Here is an 18,655-nt window from a genome sequence, read left to right as displayed (position 1 = left end):
TATATGGCGCGTATGATGCGCTGTGAGGAGAGGAGTAGATCATGCGTAAGACGCAATTGGTGCTGGTGGCACTCGGCGTGACAGCCCTTGCCGGCTTCGCGACGGTTACGCCGGCAGCGGCGCGCGACTATCCTTGGTGTGCCCAGGGCGGTGAGTATGATTATCCGGGGGAATGCTCCTACAGCAGCTATGAACAATGCCAAGCCAGCGTGTCCGGCCGGCTGCTGTACTGCGATCGCAATCCCCGCTTTGCCTACAGCCAGGTTTCTCCGGCGCAACCGCGATCGCACCGGCGGCCGCGCCCCGTCGCGCCGTACTAGCGAGCTGGCTGACTTCAGCCCGGTTGGAGCGCCTCGTATAGGCTCGACGCCTCCAGCCGGCCCGCGTTGCCGCTACCGCTTCGCGTCGGCCTGCTCGATTCCGTTGCACGAGATCAGCATCGTGTAGGGCCGCGCATTGCCCGCGATGTCTGTGGTCTTGATCTCGCCTTTCGGTTCGGCAGTCTGGTAAGGCACCACGGAGTTGTCGAGGAAGTCGCGCAACGCGCCGGTCTTGATCGCGAAGTTGATGTTTTCGGGGATGTTGCCGGTCGCAGCGGCCATCCGTAATCCGTCCAGCTTTCCCGTAACGACGCCAACGATCTGCCCGGTGGTGTCGAACAGCGGGCCGCCGCTATTGCCGGGCTGCACCGGCGCACTGATTTGCAGGAAACGCGAATCGTTGCGCATGCCGCTGAGCGAGCTGACGATGCCGGTCGTGACGGTGAAGTCCGAAGTCAGCAGCCCATGGAAGGGAAAGCCGATCGCGACGACGGAATCGCCGGAGCGGATCGAGCGGTCGCGGATCCGGGCGAACTCCTTGAACATGGTCGTCGACGGCGCCTGCAGCAAGGCGAGGTCGTTGTTGGCGTCGCTCGACACCACGCGCAAAACCATTCCGGCTTCGCCCGTGAGATTGCCCTTGATGTCGCCGACGCAGCCATTGATCACATGGTTATTGGTGACGACGTGTCCGCTGGCACTCACGACGAACCCGGTGCCGCTCTTGGCTCTGGCAGGTTTGCTGCCGTTGGCTGGCGGTCCCTGCTTGTCCGGCGCTGGCTGCGGCTTGGCGGCGATCTTGGTGAAGTCGCCGGCCTTGTCGAGCCCGTCGGCTTTCACCTTGGTGACGCAATTGGCCAGTGCCGCAATCACGGGCCCGGCCGAGGTCAGGTCGAAATTCAGCACGGTGCGGCCGCTCGTCGCGACCATCAGGCTTGCCTTCTGAAACGTTCGTACCACGTTGGCAGGCATGACGGAGCTGAGCATGTTCGTCTGGTTGGCCGTGGCGAACAATCTGGCTTGCTCCTGTCCGTCAAAGATGACGTCGATCGCGGCATTCTCGCCCTGCTTGAAGCGGTAGCTGGGACTGGCAAAGCTCAAGATCCACGAGCCCCCAGCATTCTGGCCGACGACGAGAATGACGCCGTTGGCATAAGGCGCCGTCGCGGCACAATGCGAGAAGGCTCCCGTTTCGTCATTGCTGAACGCGCCGCCGACCCAGTTGCCGATTTTGACGCTGCCGAATGGGCCGGCTGCCTGTGCTGCGGTGACGACGCTCACCTGCAATAATGACGCAACGATGAATGGCTTAAGCCACATACTCTCCCCCCAGCGCGTTCGCGCGCATCTTATCCGCGGGAGGACGTCTCGCGCAACCGGCAGTTGTCTGTTGAGGACGGATCCTCTCGGGCGACCTTCGGGACTTGCCTTTACTTTGCAATCCGATATGCTTTGCGGTACAAAGTAACAGACGGATAGACCCGGCAGGGATAGGCGGAGCGAGGTTTTGGCGTTGCCAATGCGCGATCTCGACAAGGCACTGGCCGACATCGTGGCGATCCGCAGCCAGATTGCGGCAGGCACGGCATTTCGCGGTTACGGCCCGGCGACGATGGCCGCGACCGGCGCGGTCGCGCTTCTCACCGCGATCCTGGAATTCTGGCTGCTTGGTGATGCCACCAGCGAACCGCTCGGCTTCTTCTTCGGCTGGTTCATTGCCGCCGCGCTCTCCGGCCTGATCATCGGCATCGAGATGCGCGCGCGTTCGCGCCGCCATCATTCGGGCCTCGCTGATGCCATGATCCACCAGGCCGTCGAGCAATTCCTGCCCGCTGGCGTTGCCGGTGTGCTGCTTGCGGTGGTGATGTGGAAGTTCGCGGGCGAAACGCTGTGGCTGCTGCCGGGCCTGTGGCAGATCCTGGTGTCGCTCGGCATTTTTGCCTCCGTCCGTTCGCTGCCGCGCACCGTGGCGCTCGCCGGCGCCTGGTATTTCATATCCGGCTTTGCGGTGGTGGTGCTCGCGAGCCAGACCCATACGCTGTCGCCATGGACCATGGGCCTGCCCTTCGTGATCGGGCAATCGGTGATGGCGGGCATTCTGTATTTCGCATCGGGAGACCATGATGTCGAAGATTGACAGCGCACCCTTCTCTTATGAAGGACTGGACCGCGTGATCCACGAGAAGGCGAGGCTCGGACTTCTGACCTCGCTGATGGCGCATCCGAAAGGTCTGGCGTTCGCCGATCTCAAGCAGCTCTGCGGCCTCACCGACGGCAATCTCAGCCGGCATCTCGCCGTGCTCCAGGAAGCCGGCCTCGTCGAGGTGACCAAGGGCTATGAGGGCAATCGCCCGCACACGACCTGCCGCCTGACCAAGGCCGGCCGCCGCCGCTTCCTCGACTATCTCGCCGTGCTCGAACGCCTGGTGCGCGACGCAGCCAAGGCTGCCGGCCGCGAGGCGGCGCCGCTCGGCCGTCTCGGTATCGTCTCGACCTGATCCTCCCCCTTTTTTGACCGGAGACTTTGCAATGCAAAGTGACCTTGTGTCCCGCAACGACAAGCTTCACGTCGGCATCATCATGGATGGCAACGGCAGATGGGCGACGCGGCGCGGCCTGTCGCGCGTGCGCGGCCATGAGGCCGGCGTCGAGGCGATCCGCCGCATCGTCGAGGCCGCGCCCAAGCAGGGCATCGGCACGCTGACGCTCTACGCCTTCTCGACCGACAATTGGCGAAGGCCGAAGGCCGAGGTCGCCGCGCTGATGACGCTTCTGAGATTCTACCTCGGCAACGAGGTGCAGAGCCTGGTCAAGAACGGCGTGCGCCTCACCGTGATCGGCCGGCGAGACCGCCTGCCCGACGGTATCGCCAATGCGATCGCGCGCGCGGAAGACGCCACCGCGCACGGTGGCACGCTTCATCTGCGCATCGCCGTCGACTATTCCGCCCGCGACGCCATCCTCAACGCGGCGGCGAAGGCGGCGGCGCTGACGAGTCTCACCCGCGAGGCGTTCTCGCAGCTCGTCACCGGCGAGGCCGGTTTGCGCGACGTCGACCTCATCATCCGCACCTCGGGTGAGAAACGGCTGTCGGACTTCCTGCTCTGGGAAGGTGCCTATGCCGAGCTGCACTTCACCGAGCGGATGTGGCCCGAATTCGACGCAGGCGATCTCGCTGCGGCCCTGGCCTCCTTCCACGGCCGCGAGCGTCGCTTCGGCGGCCTCCAGGCGATCGTGCCGGAGGAGGTGCCTTCACTCTCTCGCGTGTGACGCCCGGCACCGAGCAACGAACTGTTCGTTTTCGGCCGCAAGATTGGCAGCACCGTCCAAGCGGTAAGCGCGCGGTCTCGGCTAGGTGTGCATTCGATGCAACCTGCCGAGAGCCGCGCGCATGTCACAGCCGTTGCTGGATGCCATTGTCGAGTCAGCCGAAGGCAACGCCACGCTTCGTATCAGGCCGGCCAGCGCGTCCGATGTCGAGATCCTCTCGATCTATTTCACGAGCCTCTCCACGACATCGCGCAACAAGCGCTTCATGGGCGCGCGGGCGGACTTTGCAATGATCGCGGCCGAATGCGTCGCCAAGACCAGCAATCCCGGTCATTTCACCCTGCTCGCCGAGATCAGGCACGAAGGGCAGGGCACGATCATCGGCGAAACCAGATACGCCTACGATGCGGCTGCACGGCATGGTGATTTCGCCATCTCTGTTGCCGATGGCTTTCAGCGCCAGGGCGTCGGCCTCCAGATGATGACGGCGATGGAGAGGCACGCGAGCGATCTCGGTCACGAGATGATTGCAGCCGAGACCGCGCGCGTGAACGCCGAGATGCGCGGTCTTGCGAAGAAAGCGGGGTTCGAGGACACCGGTCTCGGAGACTGGCAGTCGGTCCATCTCGCGAAGCGTCTGTCGCGATAGCCGGGCTTGCCGCGAACCGAGCAAGCGCGACCGAAGTCGGCGGACGTGGCGGAGCTGGACCCGAGCGTCGAATTCTGGTGTCGTGGCACACCCTCAATCGCGTGTCTCCCAATGACCTCCTTCAAGACCATTCGTGCGCGCGCCGAAAAACGCAAGGGCGGGCCCAAGGCGCCCGAAAAGCTGATGCCGGAAAAGCCCGACCTGAAGGGCCTCGCCAAACGCGGCGACGACCGCATCCTCGCAGAGATGACGAAGCGTGTGTTTTGCGCGGGCTTTGCCTGGAGCGTGATCGAGACGAAATGGGACGGGTTTGAAGACGCCTTCCTGCGTTTCCAACCGGCCAAGCTCACCTTCCAGCCGGAGGATTATTGGGAGGACCTGCTGCGCGACGCGCGCATCGTGCGCAACGGTGCCAAGATCATGTCGGTGCGCGACAACGCGGCCTTCGTCCAGGAGATCGCAAGAGAGCACGGCAGCTTCGGCAGGTTTCTGACGAAGTGGCCGCCGTCCGACCAGATCGGCCTGCTCGAGCTTCTAAGCAAGCGCGGCAGCCGTTTGGGTGGCAATACCGGCCAGATGCTGCTGCGGTTCGTCGGCTGGGACGGCTTTGTGACGTCCAGGGACGTCGTGGCCTGCCTGCGCGATGCCGGTCTCGACATTGCCGAAGAGGTCAAGTCGAAGGGCGATCTCGCCAAGGTGCAGGCGCAGTTCAACGCCTGGGCCGAGGAGACCGGGTTGTCCTACACATATCTGTCACGCATCTGCGCGCTCTCTGTTGGCGAGAACAGAAGCGCGTAACGAATTCGGCTCTTGAAATCAGCTCTTGGAATTTGGCTCTTGGGATGTTGAATCATGTGCATCCTGTGGCGATCTGGTGCCGCAAGCGCGGCAGACGCGACGCGCGATCACGAAATGCATTTCTCCGGAACATTTGTGCGTAGCACCTGTTCGGAAGATTGGGCCAGGCGAACATCAGCGCAGGGAACGCCCGCTCTGGCTCAGCTCAGTGAAACCGACGTGACAGAAACGGAGCAGCTCATGAAGCTCACATCCGAACAGGTGAAGCAGACCGTCAACCAGCTCGGCGCTCAAGTGCTGCCCGACGAGCATCCCGCGATGCCGCAGCTCAACAGCATGTTCGGCGAGCACACTTTCTTCGTCGATGAGACGGGGCTGAAGGTCGTCGAGCCCACGGCGCCGCCCGGCACCGAGCGTCAGAGCGGCGAAGTCGTCAGCCTCGCCGATTGGGGCGATTCCGAGCTGACCCGCCTGATGGCACACGAGCCCGAACCGACGGGCGTGATCGTCGTGTTCGAGCACGTGAGGCATTGATCGGGCCCAGCGGATCGTCCTTCGGCGGCGAGTCTGAAAACCCGCCACCGTAGATTCGCGTTGCGAGCGCGCTCGACGTGGCTCTCTGCGTCCGCCGAAAGCCCGTCGGTTTGGTTCAGATGCCGAGAGTCAGCTGCGGCGGCTCCGCATCGTCCCCGGCCTGGAGGGAAGACAGCGAGACCCCCAGCAGCCTGACGCTCTTGGGCAGCGGAATCTCGACTTCGAGCAGGCCGCAAGCCAGCCGCTCAAGATCGTCCCGGCCTGCAACCGGCGAAAGAGCGGACCTGCTGCGCGTGATGATCTCGAAGTCGGCAAACTTGATCTTCAAGGTGACGGTGCGGCCACGGCTGCCCGTCGCCTCGCAATGGCGCCACACCTTGTCGACGAGCGGCTTGAGCTCGGCGACCAGCGCGTCGAATTCGGTGAGATCGCTTGAGAACGTGGTCTCCGCGCCGATGGACTTGCGGACCCGGTTGGCCCGGACCGGCCGTTCGTCGACACCGCGCGAAATCCAGTAGTAATAGGCGCCCGACTTGCCGAAATTCGCATTCATGAACTCCAGCGTCTGACGACGAATATCGAGACCGGTGAACATGCCGAGCGCGTTCATCTTCGCACCCGTGGCCGGGCCTATCCCATGGAACTTTCCGACCGGCAGGGTCTCGACGAAGGCGGGTCCCATCTCCGGTGAAATCACGAACTGACCGTTGGGCTTGCGATGATCGGAGGCGAGCTTGGCCAGGAACTTGTTGTAGGAGATGCCGGCCGAAGCGTTGAGGCCCGTCTCGGCCTTGATCCTCTCGCGGATCCTGAGCGCAACATCACGCGCCAGCGGGATGCCCTGCAGGTTTTCCGTCACGTCGAGATAGGCCTCGTCGAGCGACAACGGCTCGATGATGGGGGTATGCTCCGCGAAGATGTCGCGGATCTGCCTAGAGATCGCCTTGTAGACCTCGAAGCGCGGCTTGACGAAGATCAGATCGGGACATTGTCGCTTCGCCGTCGCGGATGGCATGGCAGAGCGAACGCCGAACTCGCGGGCCTCATAACTGGCGGCCGCGACGACGCCACGTTCCGCGGAGCCTCCGACGGCGACCGGCTTTCCGCGCAGCTCCGGATGATCGCGTTGTTCCACGGACGCGTAGAAGGCATCCATGTCGATATGGATGATCTTGCGGACGGGCGAAGCTTCGCCGGTCGCCGTGTCGGATTCGCTCATGGCAAGATGATACAATCGAGCGATGAGAAGCGCGAGGTGGGTGTGGTTCAGCGCTCGAGACAGGCTGGCCGCCGCTCCGGGATGTCCCACTTCATCAAAAAACAATCTCAGGCTTGTGAGTGGCCAGCATGGCCACGCGCTCTAATATGAGGCTGCGGAGGACAGCCCATGCAATACAGCTCCGAACTCATTCGAACGATGCGTCAGGCGCTGGAGGCCGTGATGGCCAGCGTGCCGCCCGATCAGTCGGTGTTCGGCCTGAAGGCGGCGGTCGCCGAATGCATCCTGAAGGCGGCCGCACACGGTCAGACGTCCTACGACGGACTGGTCACGTCGGCTTCCGACCAGGTTCAGGCGATCATCTCGATGCTGAATTGAGGTGGGCTTGCGCCGAGCAGGCGATGACCTGAGCGGGCGGGGTAACAACGCAAATCGGGTGAGGGTGCCTCCAGCGCGCACTGGAGGAGACTGGCGCACCCGACACGATTCGAACGTGTGACCTTTGCCTTCGGAGGGCAACGCTCTATCCAGCTGAGCTACGGGTGCTAGTCGAGGTTCATTTAGCCGATTGGCGGAGGGTGGGCAACCGCTTCCGCCGGCTTCGTCCAGGCTGATTTGGGCTAGGCTGATTTACGAGTCGCGCGGTCAGGAACCGGCACGCCGTCCCGCCCGAGCTTGGCGAACTCGGCGAGCAGCCGTTCGGAGCACATGACGCGGTTGCGGCCGAGCCGTTTGGCCGCATAGAGCGCCTGGTCGGCCGCGCCCAGCAGCCGTTGGGGGCTGTCGTCGGTTTCGTCCGGAATGTGGCTGGCGACGCCGACACTCAGGGTGACGTGCTCGCCGGCACCGATGGCGCCGTGGGTGACCCGCAAGGCCATCACCGCGCAGCGGATTTCGTCGGCGATGGCGCAGGCGGCATCGCAACCCATGTCCGGCAGGATCAGCGCGAATTCCTCGCCGCCATAACGGCTGGCGAGATCGAGCGGGCGCACGGCATACCGGCTGACGACGGACGCGACCGCGCGCAGGCATTCGTCGCCGCTCTGGTGGCCGTGGCGGTCGTTGAACAGCTTGAAATGATCGACATCGACGAACAGCAGCGCCATGGGCTTCTGCGTCCGCTGGGCGCGGGCCCATTCACTCATCAGCATCTGGTCGAACGCGCGGCGGTTCGACAGGCCGGTCAGCCCGTCCTTGGTGGCAAGCTCCTTCAGGGCCATCTCGGCGCGCTTCTGGTCGGCAAGGTCGCGCAAAGTCTCCACCACCGCGATCAGATGGCCGGCCTCGTCGTGAATGGGGCCGGCGTCGATGGCGAGATAGAGCTGGCTGCCGAGCTTCGGCATCACGCACCAGTTTTCGGCGCTGAAGCCGAGCCCGTTATGACCGCGCGCGGCATATTCCGAATAGAACGCCGGCAGCTGTTCCGGGCGGTCGAGCGCGACGAGGTCAGCGAGGCAAGGGCGCCTGGTCTCGTAGAAGGCCTGCCAGTGCTTATTGGTGCCGATCACCTCGGAGGCGGCGACACCGGTCAGCCGCTCGCAGGCCCTGTTCCAGATCACGACGCGGCGCTTGGGGTCGATCACGAAGGTCGGCACCACCAGATGCTGCATCAGCCGCACGGCATAGGAATCCGCAACGTCGACCGTCTTGGCTGGCGTTTTCCCCGGCTTCGCCATCTCAGGCCACCGCCGCCACCGGCAAGGCATGGCTCGAACCGAACAGCTTTCGCACTTCGCTGGCCGGCTTCGGTCTGCTGAAGAGATAACCCTGCATCTCCGTGCAGCCGAGCGCACGCAGCATCTCGCGCTGCGCCTCGGTCTCGACGCCCTCCGCGACCGTGGTCATGTCGCTGGCGGCGGCGATGTTCACCACCGCCTGCACGATCACGGGCGCGCCGCTCGTCTCGGCGATATCAGCGACGAAACAGCGGTCGATCTTGATCTTGTCGAACGGAAAGCGCTTCAGATAGCTGAGCGAGGAGTAGCCGGTGCCGAAATCGTCGAGCGCGATGCGCACGCCGATGGCGCGGAGCTGGTGCAGGATCGAGAGCGCCGCCTCGTCGTCGCGGATCAGCACGGCCTCGGTGATCTCGAGCTCGAGCCGGGAGGGGGCAAGTCCGGAAGCGACGAGCGCGCCGGCGATCCGCAGTGCCAGCGTGTCGCATTTGAGCTGCACCGGCGAGACGTTGACCGCGACACGCACATGCGCCGGCCAGGTCGCGGCCTCGTTGCAGGCCATGCGCAGCACCCAGTCGCCGAGCTCGTTGATCAGGCCGGTGTCCTCGGCAATCGGAATGAACTCCGCCGGCGACACCATGCCGCGCTCGGGATGCCGCCAGCGCAGCAGCGCCTCGCAGCCTGTGACCTCATTGGTGCGCAAGTCGACCAGCGGCTGATAGTGGATCTCGAAACCGCCGTTCACCAGGGCCTGCCGCAGATCCTGCTCCAGGCTCAGGCGCGCCTTGGCGCTCGCATCCATCTCCGGCTCGAAGAAGCGGTGAGCGCGGCGTCCTCCGGCCTTGGCGCCGTACATCGCGAGATCGGCATTCTTGATGAGCTGGTCGAGATCGGTGCCGTCCTGCGGCGCCATCGCGATGCCGATGCTGGCGTCGGTGGAGAGCTGATGGCCGAAGCAGTGATAGGGCCGGCGGATCGCCTCGAAGATCCGCGTCACGAATGACACCACGTCGGCGGACGACTTGATGCCGGTCTGGATCACCGCGAATTCGTCGCCGCCGAGCCGCGCGATCAGGTCGTCCTGTCCGAGGCAGCCGCGGATGCGGGCGGCGATTCCCTTCAACAGCTCGTCGCCGACGTGATGGCCGAGCGAATCGTTGATGCCCTTGAACTCGTCGACGTCGATATAGAGCAGCGCGAACTGACTGCCGCCGCCGACCTTCTCAAGTTCGCGCTCGATCTGCTCGCGGAATAGCGTCCGGTTGGGCAGGTCGGTGAGCGCATCGTAATGCGCCATATGCGCGATCTTCTCGTCGGCGCGCCGTCGTTCGGTGACGTCCTCGACCACGTTGATGAGGTAACGCGGCTCGCCGGAATTGTCGCGGATCCCGATCCGGGTCGAGGTGATGTAGCGCATTCCCTTGGCCTGGCTCTGCCAGGCATGTTCGTCTTTGAACAATCCCTCGGTCATCTGCAGCGCCTTGCTGTCGTCGTCGGTGACGACTCTGGCGGAGGCATCCGGGTAAATGTCGAAGGGAGTCTTGCCAACGATGTTTTCACTCGATTGGCCGAATTGCTCTTCCGCGGTCCGGTTGACCAGCAGATATTGCCGCGTTTGAGCATCCTTCACCGTGATCTGCGATGGGATGTGGTCGATGATCTCGCGCAGGAACATGTAGTTGCGGTCGCGTTCCTGCTCCAGATTGCGGCGTTCGGTGATGTCTTCGATCGTGGCCACCCATCCGCCCTGCGCGAGTGGGGTGTTGATGACCTGGAAAGCGCGGCCGCTCGGCAAGTGATGGCTTCTGGTGGAGACCGTGCCCTCCGCGACGATCCTCATGACGTCGGCGCAAAATGCCTCGACATCGCCTTCGAACGCGCCGCGCTCCTTGCGATGATACATCGCCTCGCGGATGTGACAGCCGGGCTTGATGACGTCGTGGGAGAGGCCGAACATGTCGGCGTAGCGGCGGTTGCAGGTGACGATGTATCCGGCTGCATCGTACAGGATCAACCCTTGCGACATGTTGTTCAAGGCGGTGTCGAGCCGCCCTCGCTCCGCTTCCAGCCGCTGCTGCGCCTCCCGATTCTGACGGCTGATCTGGCGAACGATCAGGAACAGGATCAGCGCAATCACGGTCGCCGAAAGCGCGGCGGTGGTGACCATGAAACCGGTCTGCTGCCGCCAGTCGGCCAGCGCCGCGCTCGTGGTGTTGGTCGCGACGATGACCAGCGGGAAATGCGAAAGCGAGGCGCCGGAGCCGAGGCGCTCGTCGCCGTCGATCGGGCCCCTGACGCGCAGGGTGTGCCGGCCACCTTCGGCCAGCATCTTGCGCATCAGCGGCGCGTCCTTGAAGTCCCTGCCGATCAGCTCTTCGACATGCGGGTAGCGCGACAGCATCTTGCCATTGCGGTCGAACAGCGAGATCGCCGTGCCCTCCGCAAGCGCAACGGATGCGAAATAGTTCTGGTAGCTGTCCGGATCGATCCGGCGGACCATCGTGCCGAGGAAGCTGCCGTCCACGCCGCTCAGCCGACGTGCGACAATCGTGGTCCATTTGCCGATGATGAAACTGCGGACCGACTCCAGAATCACCGGTTCGGCCATCGGATCGGATTTGAAGGTCTGGAAGTAGGCGCGCGAGGAGATGTTGATCTTGGGCAGCGGCTGGGCTCGCGACCAGTTGATCAGCTCGCCGTCGGCATCGTAGATCGCGATGTCGCCGAGATAAGACACCGAGCTGATCTTGCTCCGCAGCATCTGGTTCGTCGCGGGTCCGGACATGCGCTCGCGGAAAGCCGTGGCGGAACTGATCTCCGGCAGATTCATCTGCCCGATCACATCGGCGGCGACGACGTCCGCATCTTCGAATTGTTGATCGAAGTGCCGCGCGATCAGCTGCACCGTGTTTTCCAGCTCGCGCTCGCGGTTGGTCAGGGTACGTTCGCGAAATTCGCCGACGGCCATGGCGGTCACCGCGAAGATCCCGGCGACCAGCAACACGCCGCACAAAGTAAGCCACAGCACCGGTCCGCGCCGGATGGCTGCCTCCCAGCCGTGCTTCGCGGCTAGGAACATTCGTGACGCAATCTCTGCAAAGACCTGGCGCATTCCCTCCCCCTGGAAGGACAGGAATACACCGCACAAATGGCGTAAAGCTTAGGAAAGCCAGTTACCTGGGCGTTAATCTCGTTGCACGAATACGGTTGCGCCGAGCGAGCCGCCGCGCTGCATCATGAATCACGCGTTAATGCGATCCGCTCGCGCTCTTGTCGCCGCCGAGATTGCGCAGCCGTCCGACCACGCCGGTCGGAAAGAAGTAGACGCTGGCGATGAAAAGCAGCCCGAGCCACAGCAGCCAGCGGTCTGGATGCAACAGCCCCGGCAGCAGTGGCAGGCCGGCTTCCGAGGCCGCCTTGGAGGCGACGCCCATCAGCGCCTGCAGATAGTTCTGGGCGAGGATGAAGATGGTGGCGCCGATGATCGCGCCGTAGATCGTGCCCATGCCGCCGATCACGACCATCAGCAGGATGTCCAGCATGATCGAGAAGCTGAGCGAGGTATCGGGACCGGCATAGCGCAGCCACAGTGCATTGAGAATGCCGGCGCCGGCGGCGACCAGTGCGGCGATGCAGTTGGCGTAGCTCAGGTGGAAAACGGTGCGGAAGCCGAGCGCCTCGGCGCGGAAGCGGTTTTCGCGGATCGCCTGCAGCACGCGCCCGAACGGCGAGTTCACCACCCGCAGCAAAGCGAGGATCATCAGGGCCGAGACGGCGAACACCAGATAGTAGGTCAGGAGGCGGCCGTTGACCTCGAATCCCAGCACGTTCTTCGAGATCAGCACCGTGCCGGGCCTGAGCAGCTCGGGCAGCTGAAAGCTGCGCCCGTCTTCGCCGCCGGTCAGCCAGGACAGCTGCGAGGCCAGCACCTGGAAGGCGGATGCGACCGCGAGCGTGATCATGGCAAAGAAGATCGCGGCAACCCGCAGCGAGAACAGTCCGATCGCAAGCGCAAGCAGCGCGGCAAGCGGCAGGCCGACCACGATGCCGGTTGCGACCGCGCCCCAATTCGGGCCCATCCCGTACAGCGCGATCGCGATCGCGTAGCTGCCGATCCCGTAGAACATGGTGTGTGCGAATGACACCGAGCCGGTATAGCCGAGCAGGAGGTCGTAGGAGGCGACCAGCGCGGCGAAGACGCAGATCTTGGCCGCGACGTTCAGCGCCTTCGCCCCGGGAGACAGGAACGGCGTCGCCACCAGCGCCAGGATGATGAGGACGAGAACGAGCGTGAGCACGCGGCTGCGCGGCGGATCGCCTGACAGGATCATCATCGGCTGGTCACCGCATAGAGGCCGCGCGGCCGCCACATCAGAATGGCGACCATCAGCAGGATATTGGAGACGAGGGCGAGCTTAGGCACCAGGAAGCCGCCGTAATTGGCAATCATCGCCACCAGGATCGCGCCGATGAAGCAGCCGCCGATCGAGCCGAGGCCGCCGATGATGACGACGATGAAGATCAGGACGGTGAGGTCGTCGCTCATGGAGGCGTGGACTTGCTCGCGATACAGCGCCCACATCACGCCGCCGAGGCCGGCGAGCGCCGATCCCGTCATGAACACGCCGAGGAACAGACGGCGAATGCGATAGCCGAGCGCCTCGACCATCTCGCGGTTCTCGACGCCGGCGCGGATCAGAAGGCCAAGCTTGGTTCGGTTGAGCACGAGCTGGATCGCGATGAAGACGGCGAGGCCGATCAGCGTCGCCAGCACGCGGTATTTCGCGATCGCGACGTCGCCGAGGATGAAGGAGCCGCGCAGCGACGTCGGCAGCGGCGTCGGGATGATCTGCGGCCCCCACACCGCATAGAGCGTCTGCTCGGCGACGATCAGGCCGCCCGTCGTCATCAGGATCTGCTTCAGATGCTGACCGTAGACGGGCAGGATCAGCACCCGCTCGACAACCAGCCCGAGCGCGCCGGATACCGCCATCGACAGCAGTGCCGCCGGCGCCAGCACCGCGAGGTTAGTCCACAGCGAATCCGCCTGGAGGGAAGCGGCGAACGGCGCCAGCACCAGGGTCGCGACATAGGCCCCGACCGCGATGAAGGCGCCATGGCCGAAATTGAGCACGTCCATCAGGCCGAACACGAGCGTCAGGCCGGAGGCCATGATGAAGATCATCATGCCCATCGCGAGGCTCGCGGCCGTCAGCGTCAGCCAGGTGCTGGGCGAGCCGATCAGCGGGATCATCACCAGGGCGACCGCGATCGGCAGCAGGATCGGCGCGATGTCGCGCTTCGGCTTCGGCAGCGGATCGGTTGCGGCGAGCTCGGTCATTGATGCGTCTCCAGGCTCAGGCCGAGCAGCCGCTCCTGCAGCGGCACGTCTGAGGCCAAGGCCGCCATCTCGCCGCGATGAACGATGGTGCCGTTGTCCATCACCAGCACGTTGTCGCCGAGCTCGCGGGCGGCAAAGAAATTCTGCTCGACCATCAGGATCGTGGCGCCCTTGCGCTTGATCTCCTTCAGGCACTCGATCAGCGCCATCACGATCGCCGGCGCCAACCCCTTGGTCGGCTCGTCGATCAGCAGGAGCTTGCGGGGTTCGATGATGGCGCGGGCAATCGACAGCATCTGCTTCTGTCCGCCCGAGAGACTTCCCGCGCGCGACAGCCAGAACCGGCGCAGCGCGGGGAAGAAGCCAAAAATCCAGTCCAGCTGGGCGTCGTCGAGTGGTCCGTCGCGCGCCGCCAGCACCAGATTTTCCTTCACCGTGAGGTCGGAGAACACCGCCATGCTCTCCGGCACGTAGCCGACGCCGAGCCGCGCGATGTCGGGCGTCGCACGGCTCTCGATGCGCTCGCCGGCGAGGCTGATCTCGCCGGAGGAGGCCTGCCAGAGGCCCATGATGGTGCGCAACGTCGTGGTCTTGCCGGCGCCGTTGCGGCCGAGCAGCATCGTGGTCTGCCCCTGCGCGACAGCGAGATCGATGCCCTGGAGGATGTGATAGCGGCCGATATGAGTGTGAACACCGGAGAGCCTCAACAGATCGGTCATGCTGCGCTCCCTGCAACTTTATTGGGCGCGACGCCGAGATAGGCTTCCTGCACGATCGGTGACGCAATCACCTCGGCAGGCCTGCCGTCCGCAACAAGCTGCCCGTTATGCAACACGATGATGCGGTCGGCGAGCGATCGCACCACGTCCATCTTGTGCTCGACCAGGAGAATGATCCTGCTTTTGTCCTGCTTGAGCTGCGCGATCAGGTTCAGCACGACCGGCACCTCGTCGATGCTCATGCCCGCGGTCGGCTCGTCGAACATGAACACCTTTGGCTCGAGCGCCATCATCAGCGCGACCTCGAGCTTGCGCTGATCGCCATGCGACAGTGCGGTCGCGGCGACGCCACGGCGGCCGCCGAGCGCGACCTGATCCAGGATAGCATCGGCGCGGGCGATCAGATCGCGGCGGACCATCCAGGGCCGCAACATGTCGTAGTGAGTGCCGTTGGCGGCCTGCACCGCGAGGCGGACGTTTTCCTCCACCGACAGATTCGGAAAGAGGTTGGTGAGCTGGAAGGCGCGCCCCAGGCCTGCGCGCGTCCGCATCGGCGCGGAATGCTGGGTGATGTCGGTGCCGTCGAACAGAATGCTGCCGCTCGATGCGCGGAGCTGGCCGGAGATCAGGTTGAAATAAGTGGTCTTGCCGGCGCCGTTCGGGCCGACGATCGCGGTGAGTTCGCCCGGGCGGAAGCTGCAAGTGACGCTGTTGACCGCGACATGGCCGCCGAAGCGGATGGTGAGGTCGCGGGTTTCGAGGGTCAGCGTCATGGCGGATCTGGCAAATGATGAGAGGAGAATTTGTCCGCGATCAGGCTGCGCTCCCTCTCCCGCTTGCGGGAGAGGGTGGGAGAGGGTGTCTCCTCAGGCGAGAACCCCAAGAGGACAGAGCCTTCTCCCGGCCTCTCCCGCAAGCGGGAGAGGTGAAGGAAGAAAGATCAGCGCTTGTTCTTGACCGGAACGTCCATGTCCTCGATCTTCAGCTCGCGCACCGGCTCGAGCACGGCCCAGGCGACATTCGGATCGACCTTGACCTTGAAGTGATACATGCTCTGCAGCGCCTGATGGTCTTCCTTGCGGAACATCATCTTGCCCTTGGGCGTATCGAACTCCAGGCCTTCCATGACCGTGATCAGCTTCTCGGTGTCGGTCGACTTCGCCTTGGTGACGGCGGCGACGACGGACATCGCCGCGGCGAATCCGCCCGCGGTGAAGAAGTCCGGCGGCGCGTTGAAGCGCTTCTGGTGCTCGGCGACAAGCCAGTCATTTACCGGGTTCTTCGGGATCGCGTAGAAATAATAGGTCGCGCCTTCCATGCCGGGCAGGCCCTTGTAGGCGGCGAGCGCCGGCAGGATGTTGCCGCCGGTGGACAGTTCGATGCCGTAGCGCTTCGGATCCATGTCCTGGAGTTTCGCCAGCGGATTGCCGGCGCCGGCCCAGATCACCCAGATCACCTTGCGGCCCGGCTTGTCCTTCAGCGCGTCGAACAGGCGCTGGCCGACCGCGGTGAAGTCGGTGGTCGAGGTCGGGGCATATTCTTCGGCGGCGAGCGTCGCCCCGGTCTTGCCGAGCGCCTCCTTGAAGGCGGCGACGCCGTCGCGGCCGAAGGCGTAGTCCTGCGCCAGCGTCGCGACGGTGACGCCCTGCTTGCCGATCGCGACCGCGTTCGAGATCGCGTCCTGCGACGAGTTGCGCGCGGTGCGGAAGATGTAGCGATTCCACTTCTCGCCGGTAATCTGATCCGCGACCGCGGGCTCGACGATCAGGATCTTCTTGTTTTCCTCGGCGACAGGCAGGATCGCGAGTGCCGCGGCCGACGAGGTCGTGCCGATCGCGATGTCAACCTTGTCGTCCTGATAGGCTTCCGCGAGCGCGGCCTTGGAGAGATCCGGCTTGCCCTGGTCGTCCTTGGTGATGACGACGATCTTGCGCCCGTCGAGCGTCATGGTGCCCTTGGTGGCGTATTCGAACCCCATCTGCAGGCCGGTCTCGGTCTGCTTGGCATAGGCCTCGAGCGGGCCGGTCTTGCCATAGATCAGCGCGATCTTGAGATCGTCGGCCTGTGCGGAGGTGCCCGCGGCGAGGGCGAGGATGGTTGTTGTTAAGATGAGCGATCGGCGCACGATGGTCCCTCCTGATGAGTTCTTTGGCCATAGCGATTTGCACAACCGTGCGGACATTGCAATTCCACCTTCCGGCGGACCACGCGACGGGCATGTGTGATATTGTCCGGCCCGGCCGAGCCGGATCGCTTCTGCCGAAGAAATCGGCAGATGCAATTGTTGACCTCACCCGTGGAACGGGTTGCTCAGGCTTTGCAAAGTAACGACTCAGGCCCGGGGTTACCGCCGGTATCCGTTCGCGCGGGAATAGCCCTGCCGGTTCTGCTGCGTCGAGCGGTTTGTGACGCTGGCGCGTGCTTCGCTGGAAATGGGCGTTGCGAGCTTCAGCTCCTCCAGGAAGATCGGCCGGGAGAAGTAATAGCCCTGCGCGTAACGGATCTTGGTCGCAGCCTGGAGGTAGGCGAGCTCCTCGTAGGATTCGATGCCTTCGGCAATCACGGTCATGCCGAGCGCTTCGCTCAGGGATTCGATCGCGCGCAGGATGCCCTGGTTGCGTGGACGCTTATGGATATCGGTGATGAAGGAGCGGTCGATCTTGATCTCGTCCGCGGTGATGTCGGCCAGCGCCGAGAGCGAGGAATAGCCGGTGCCGAAATCGTCGATCGAGATGGCGACGCCGAGCTTGCGGAACATCGGCAGGATCTCGGCCTGGAAATGATTCTTGGCGACGAAGGCGTCTTCCGTCACCTCGATCATGAAGCGCTGCGGAAAGCCGGTGTCGTCGAGCGCCTGGGCAAAGCTGCGCATGAATTCCGGGTTGCCGGCCTGCTTGGCCGCGACGTTGATGCTGATGGTCGCTTCCGCACCGAACGTCTCGTTGATCAGGTCGATCGACTTGACGATCTCGGCGAGCACGAGATGGGTCAGCTCGTCGATCAGCCCGAGTTCGGTGGCAAGATTGATGAACGAGCCGGGCGCCTGGATCACGCCCTCGTCGTCGCGCAGCCGCACCAGGGCCTCGATGCCCTTCACGTCCTGCGTGCGGATGTCGACCTTGGACTGGAAGGCGCAGCAGAAGCGCTTCTCCAGGATGGCCTGCCGCAGCGACTGCTCGATCTTCATCCGCGCCAGCGCCTCGCGTTCCATGCTGGAATCGAAGAAGGCCGCCGATCCCTTGCCGTCATTCTTGATGCGGTACATCGCGATGTCGGCGTTCTGGCGCAGTGTCTCGAAGCTGCTTCCGTGATCGGGGTAGAGGCTGATGCCGACGGAGGTTGAGGCGAACACTTCCGAATTGTCGATGAAGAACGGCGCGGTCAGCCGCTCCAGCGTCGACTGCATGAATTCGGCGACTTCCTCCTGGTTCTGGATCGGCGATAGCAGCAGCAGGAATTCGTCGCCGGAGATGCGCGACAGCATGTCCGAGTCGCGCAAGCCGCGTCCAAGCCGCTTCGACAGCTCGACCAGCAGGGCGTCGCCCACGGCGTGCCCGTAATAGTCGTTGATGTGCTTGAAATTGTCGACGTCGAGAAAGGCGAGCGCAAAGCGATCGCCCGTGCGACCCTGCGCGAGCAGGCTGGTGGCGCGATGCTCGATCACGCGCCGCGAGGGCAGGCCGGTCAGATCGTCGAAATAGGCCGAGCGGAACAGCTGGTCTTCGAAATTCTTCTGCTCGGTGATGTCAGAGGAGGCCGAGATCAGCAGCTCGCGTCCGTCGAGGCGGACCGGACGATGGGTGGTCAGCAGCACCTGGCGTGCGGCTCCGTCGTGGAGCGCTTCCTCGGCGACGACCGCCTGGCCGGAGCTCAGGGCCTGCCGGCAGGCTTCGAGGCGCGACGCTAGATCGCGCGAGGGGCGGCTGCCGTCCATGCCGAGCTGGGCAGCCGCGACATCGTTGACCAGGAGAAGTTCGCCTTGCGCGTCCTGCACGGTCAGGCCGGCAGGCAGCATTCTAACGATTTCCTTGAGAAATCCGAGTTCGGCTTCGCTCGCGCCGGAATATTTGTTGTCGTTCATAGAAGTCATGAATCTTGTTGTTTCAGCGCGCCTTTGCAATGGCCGCGA

Annotated in this window: 18 protein-coding genes and 1 tRNA gene; 8 read left to right on the top strand and 11 right to left on the bottom strand. The window is 64.0% G+C overall.

Annotation, left to right across the window (positions count from 1 at the left end; translation table 11 throughout):
- Positions 1-41: 41 nt before the first annotated feature.
- Positions 42-320 (top strand): DUF3551 domain-containing protein, encoded by a 279-nt coding sequence (locus IVB07_RS37495; RefSeq protein WP_083926408.1) that lies wholly within the window; start codon positions 42-44, stop codon positions 318-320.
- 72 nt (positions 321-392) lie between these two features.
- Here the strand turns inward: IVB07_RS37495 and IVB07_RS37490 are convergent, their stop codons facing one another.
- Entirely contained in the window at positions 393-1,640 is a 1,248-nt protein-coding gene (locus IVB07_RS37490) for a serine protease (protein WP_026233040.1), read from the bottom strand.
- Between the two features lie 199 nt (positions 1,641-1,839).
- Here IVB07_RS37490 and IVB07_RS37485 point away from each other — a divergent pair, with 199 nt between their 5' ends.
- The 6 genes from IVB07_RS37485 to IVB07_RS37460 all read left to right on the top strand — a co-directional run bounded on the left by IVB07_RS37485 (position 1,840) and on the right by IVB07_RS37460 (position 5,571).
- Positions 1,840-2,457, top strand: a complete 618-nt coding sequence (locus IVB07_RS37485; protein WP_018455854.1) for a hypothetical protein — start codon at positions 1,840-1,842, stop codon at positions 2,455-2,457.
- Positions 2,444-2,818, top strand: coding sequence for a transcriptional regulator (locus IVB07_RS37480; protein ID WP_007616058.1), 375 nt, complete (start codon positions 2,444-2,446; stop codon positions 2,816-2,818). Before IVB07_RS37485 ends, IVB07_RS37480 begins: the two co-directional genes overlap by 14 nt.
- 31 nt (positions 2,819-2,849) lie before the next feature.
- Positions 2,850-3,590, top strand: a complete 741-nt coding sequence (locus IVB07_RS37475; protein WP_018455855.1) for a di-trans,poly-cis-decaprenylcistransferase — start codon at positions 2,850-2,852, stop codon at positions 3,588-3,590.
- 121 nt (positions 3,591-3,711) lie between these two features.
- On the top strand, positions 3,712-4,239 hold the full coding sequence (locus IVB07_RS37470; RefSeq protein WP_085385541.1) for a GNAT family protein: 528 nt from the start codon (positions 3,712-3,714) through the stop codon (positions 4,237-4,239).
- Positions 4,240-4,350: 111 nt separating this feature from the next.
- Entirely contained in the window at positions 4,351-5,037 is a 687-nt protein-coding gene (locus IVB07_RS37465; RefSeq protein WP_247767425.1) for a DNA-3-methyladenine glycosylase I, read from the top strand.
- A 240-nt stretch (positions 5,038-5,277) separates the two neighbouring features.
- Positions 5,278-5,571: a hypothetical protein gene (locus IVB07_RS37460; protein ID WP_007598221.1), complete on the top strand. Its 294-nt coding sequence runs from the start codon at positions 5,278-5,280 to the stop codon at positions 5,569-5,571.
- A 115-nt stretch (positions 5,572-5,686) separates the two neighbouring features.
- On the opposite strand, the gene dinB is transcribed toward IVB07_RS37460, so the two are convergent.
- Positions 5,687-6,790: a DNA polymerase IV gene (gene dinB / locus IVB07_RS37455; RefSeq protein WP_247364330.1), complete on the bottom strand. Its 1,104-nt coding sequence runs from the start codon at positions 6,788-6,790 to the stop codon at positions 5,687-5,689.
- Between the two features lie 168 nt (positions 6,791-6,958).
- Here dinB and IVB07_RS37450 point away from each other — a divergent pair, with 168 nt between their 5' ends.
- A complete protein-coding gene (locus tag IVB07_RS37450; RefSeq protein WP_007598219.1) occupies positions 6,959-7,168 on the top strand; it encodes a hypothetical protein in 210 nt (69 codons plus the stop codon).
- A gap of 91 nt (positions 7,169-7,259) precedes the next feature.
- On the opposite strand, the gene IVB07_RS37445 is transcribed toward IVB07_RS37450, so the two are convergent.
- From IVB07_RS37445 to IVB07_RS37405, 9 genes are all read right to left on the bottom strand, one after another.
- Positions 7,260-7,336, bottom strand: a tRNA-Arg gene (locus tag IVB07_RS37445).
- A 74-nt stretch (positions 7,337-7,410) separates the two neighbouring features.
- Positions 7,411-8,466, bottom strand: coding sequence for a diguanylate cyclase (locus IVB07_RS37440; RefSeq protein ID WP_018455859.1), 1,056 nt, complete (start codon positions 8,464-8,466; stop codon positions 7,411-7,413).
- A gap of 1 nt (position 8,467) precedes the next feature.
- Positions 8,468-11,578 carry an EAL domain-containing protein gene (locus IVB07_RS37435; RefSeq protein WP_247295905.1) on the bottom strand — a complete coding sequence of 1,037 codons (3,111 nt, stop codon included), beginning with the start codon at positions 11,576-11,578 and terminating at the stop codon, positions 8,468-8,470.
- A gap of 136 nt (positions 11,579-11,714) precedes the next feature.
- Complete coding sequence (locus tag IVB07_RS37430; RefSeq protein ID WP_026233042.1) at positions 11,715-12,800, bottom strand: branched-chain amino acid ABC transporter permease; 1,086 nt, start codon at positions 12,798-12,800, stop codon at positions 11,715-11,717.
- Complete coding sequence (locus tag IVB07_RS37425) at positions 12,797-13,807, bottom strand: branched-chain amino acid ABC transporter permease (RefSeq protein ID WP_247295907.1); 1,011 nt, start codon at positions 13,805-13,807, stop codon at positions 12,797-12,799. The genes IVB07_RS37430 and IVB07_RS37425 overlap by 4 nt, the downstream gene beginning before the upstream one ends.
- Positions 13,804-14,526 carry an ABC transporter ATP-binding protein gene (locus tag IVB07_RS37420; protein ID WP_018455863.1) on the bottom strand — a complete coding sequence of 241 codons (723 nt, stop codon included), beginning with the start codon at positions 14,524-14,526 and terminating at the stop codon, positions 13,804-13,806. The genes IVB07_RS37425 and IVB07_RS37420 overlap by 4 nt, the downstream gene beginning before the upstream one ends.
- Positions 14,523-15,299: an ABC transporter ATP-binding protein gene (locus IVB07_RS37415; protein WP_018455864.1), complete on the bottom strand. Its 777-nt coding sequence runs from the start codon at positions 15,297-15,299 to the stop codon at positions 14,523-14,525. The genes IVB07_RS37420 and IVB07_RS37415 overlap by 4 nt, the downstream gene beginning before the upstream one ends.
- A gap of 167 nt (positions 15,300-15,466) precedes the next feature.
- On the bottom strand, positions 15,467-16,651 hold the full coding sequence (locus tag IVB07_RS37410; protein ID WP_018455865.1) for a substrate-binding domain-containing protein: 1,185 nt from the start codon (positions 16,649-16,651) through the stop codon (positions 15,467-15,469).
- A gap of 219 nt (positions 16,652-16,870) precedes the next feature.
- Complete coding sequence (locus tag IVB07_RS37405) at positions 16,871-18,607, bottom strand: EAL domain-containing protein (protein ID WP_018455866.1); 1,737 nt, start codon at positions 18,605-18,607, stop codon at positions 16,871-16,873.
- Between the last annotated feature and the right edge of the window lie 48 nt (positions 18,608-18,655).

This window comes from Bradyrhizobium sp. 172 (assembly GCF_023101065.1).
Taxonomy (GTDB): Bacteria; Pseudomonadota; Alphaproteobacteria; order Rhizobiales; family Xanthobacteraceae; genus Bradyrhizobium; species Bradyrhizobium canariense_D.
This window is presented reverse-complemented; position numbering and strand designations above follow the sequence as displayed.

Excerpts from the sequence above, each read along its gene's own strand:
- IVB07_RS37495 (WP_083926408.1), top strand. The coding sequence starts at position 42 with ATGCGTAAGACGCAATTGGTGCTGGTGGCACTCGGCGTGACAGCCCTT.
- IVB07_RS37490 (WP_026233040.1), bottom strand. The coding sequence starts at position 1,640 with ATGTGGCTTAAGCCATTCATCGTTGCGTCATTATTGCAGGTGAGCGTC.
- IVB07_RS37485 (WP_018455854.1), top strand. The coding sequence starts at position 1,840 with ATGCGCGATCTCGACAAGGCACTGGCCGACATCGTGGCGATCCGCAGC.
- IVB07_RS37480 (WP_007616058.1), top strand. The coding sequence starts at position 2,444 with ATGTCGAAGATTGACAGCGCACCCTTCTCTTATGAAGGACTGGACCGC.
- IVB07_RS37475 (WP_018455855.1), top strand. The coding sequence starts at position 2,850 with ATGCAAAGTGACCTTGTGTCCCGCAACGACAAGCTTCACGTCGGCATC.
- IVB07_RS37470 (WP_085385541.1), top strand. The coding sequence starts at position 3,712 with ATGTCACAGCCGTTGCTGGATGCCATTGTCGAGTCAGCCGAAGGCAAC.
- IVB07_RS37465 (WP_247767425.1), top strand. The coding sequence starts at position 4,351 with ATGACCTCCTTCAAGACCATTCGTGCGCGCGCCGAAAAACGCAAGGGC.
- IVB07_RS37460 (WP_007598221.1), top strand. The coding sequence starts at position 5,278 with ATGAAGCTCACATCCGAACAGGTGAAGCAGACCGTCAACCAGCTCGGC.
- dinB (WP_247364330.1), bottom strand. The coding sequence starts at position 6,790 with ATGAGCGAATCCGACACGGCGACCGGCGAAGCTTCGCCCGTCCGCAAG.
- IVB07_RS37450 (WP_007598219.1), top strand. The coding sequence starts at position 6,959 with ATGCAATACAGCTCCGAACTCATTCGAACGATGCGTCAGGCGCTGGAG.
- IVB07_RS37440 (WP_018455859.1), bottom strand. The coding sequence starts at position 8,466 with ATGGCGAAGCCGGGGAAAACGCCAGCCAAGACGGTCGACGTTGCGGAT.
- IVB07_RS37435 (WP_247295905.1), bottom strand. The coding sequence starts at position 11,578 with ATGCGCCAGGTCTTTGCAGAGATTGCGTCACGAATGTTCCTAGCCGCG.
- IVB07_RS37430 (WP_026233042.1), bottom strand. The coding sequence starts at position 12,800 with ATGATGATCCTGTCAGGCGATCCGCCGCGCAGCCGCGTGCTCACGCTC.
- IVB07_RS37425 (WP_247295907.1), bottom strand. The coding sequence starts at position 13,807 with ATGACCGAGCTCGCCGCAACCGATCCGCTGCCGAAGCCGAAGCGCGAC.
- IVB07_RS37420 (WP_018455863.1), bottom strand. The coding sequence starts at position 14,526 with ATGACCGATCTGTTGAGGCTCTCCGGTGTTCACACTCATATCGGCCGC.
- IVB07_RS37415 (WP_018455864.1), bottom strand. The coding sequence starts at position 15,299 with ATGACGCTGACCCTCGAAACCCGCGACCTCACCATCCGCTTCGGCGGC.
- IVB07_RS37405 (WP_018455866.1), bottom strand. The coding sequence starts at position 18,607 with ATGAACGACAACAAATATTCCGGCGCGAGCGAAGCCGAACTCGGATTT.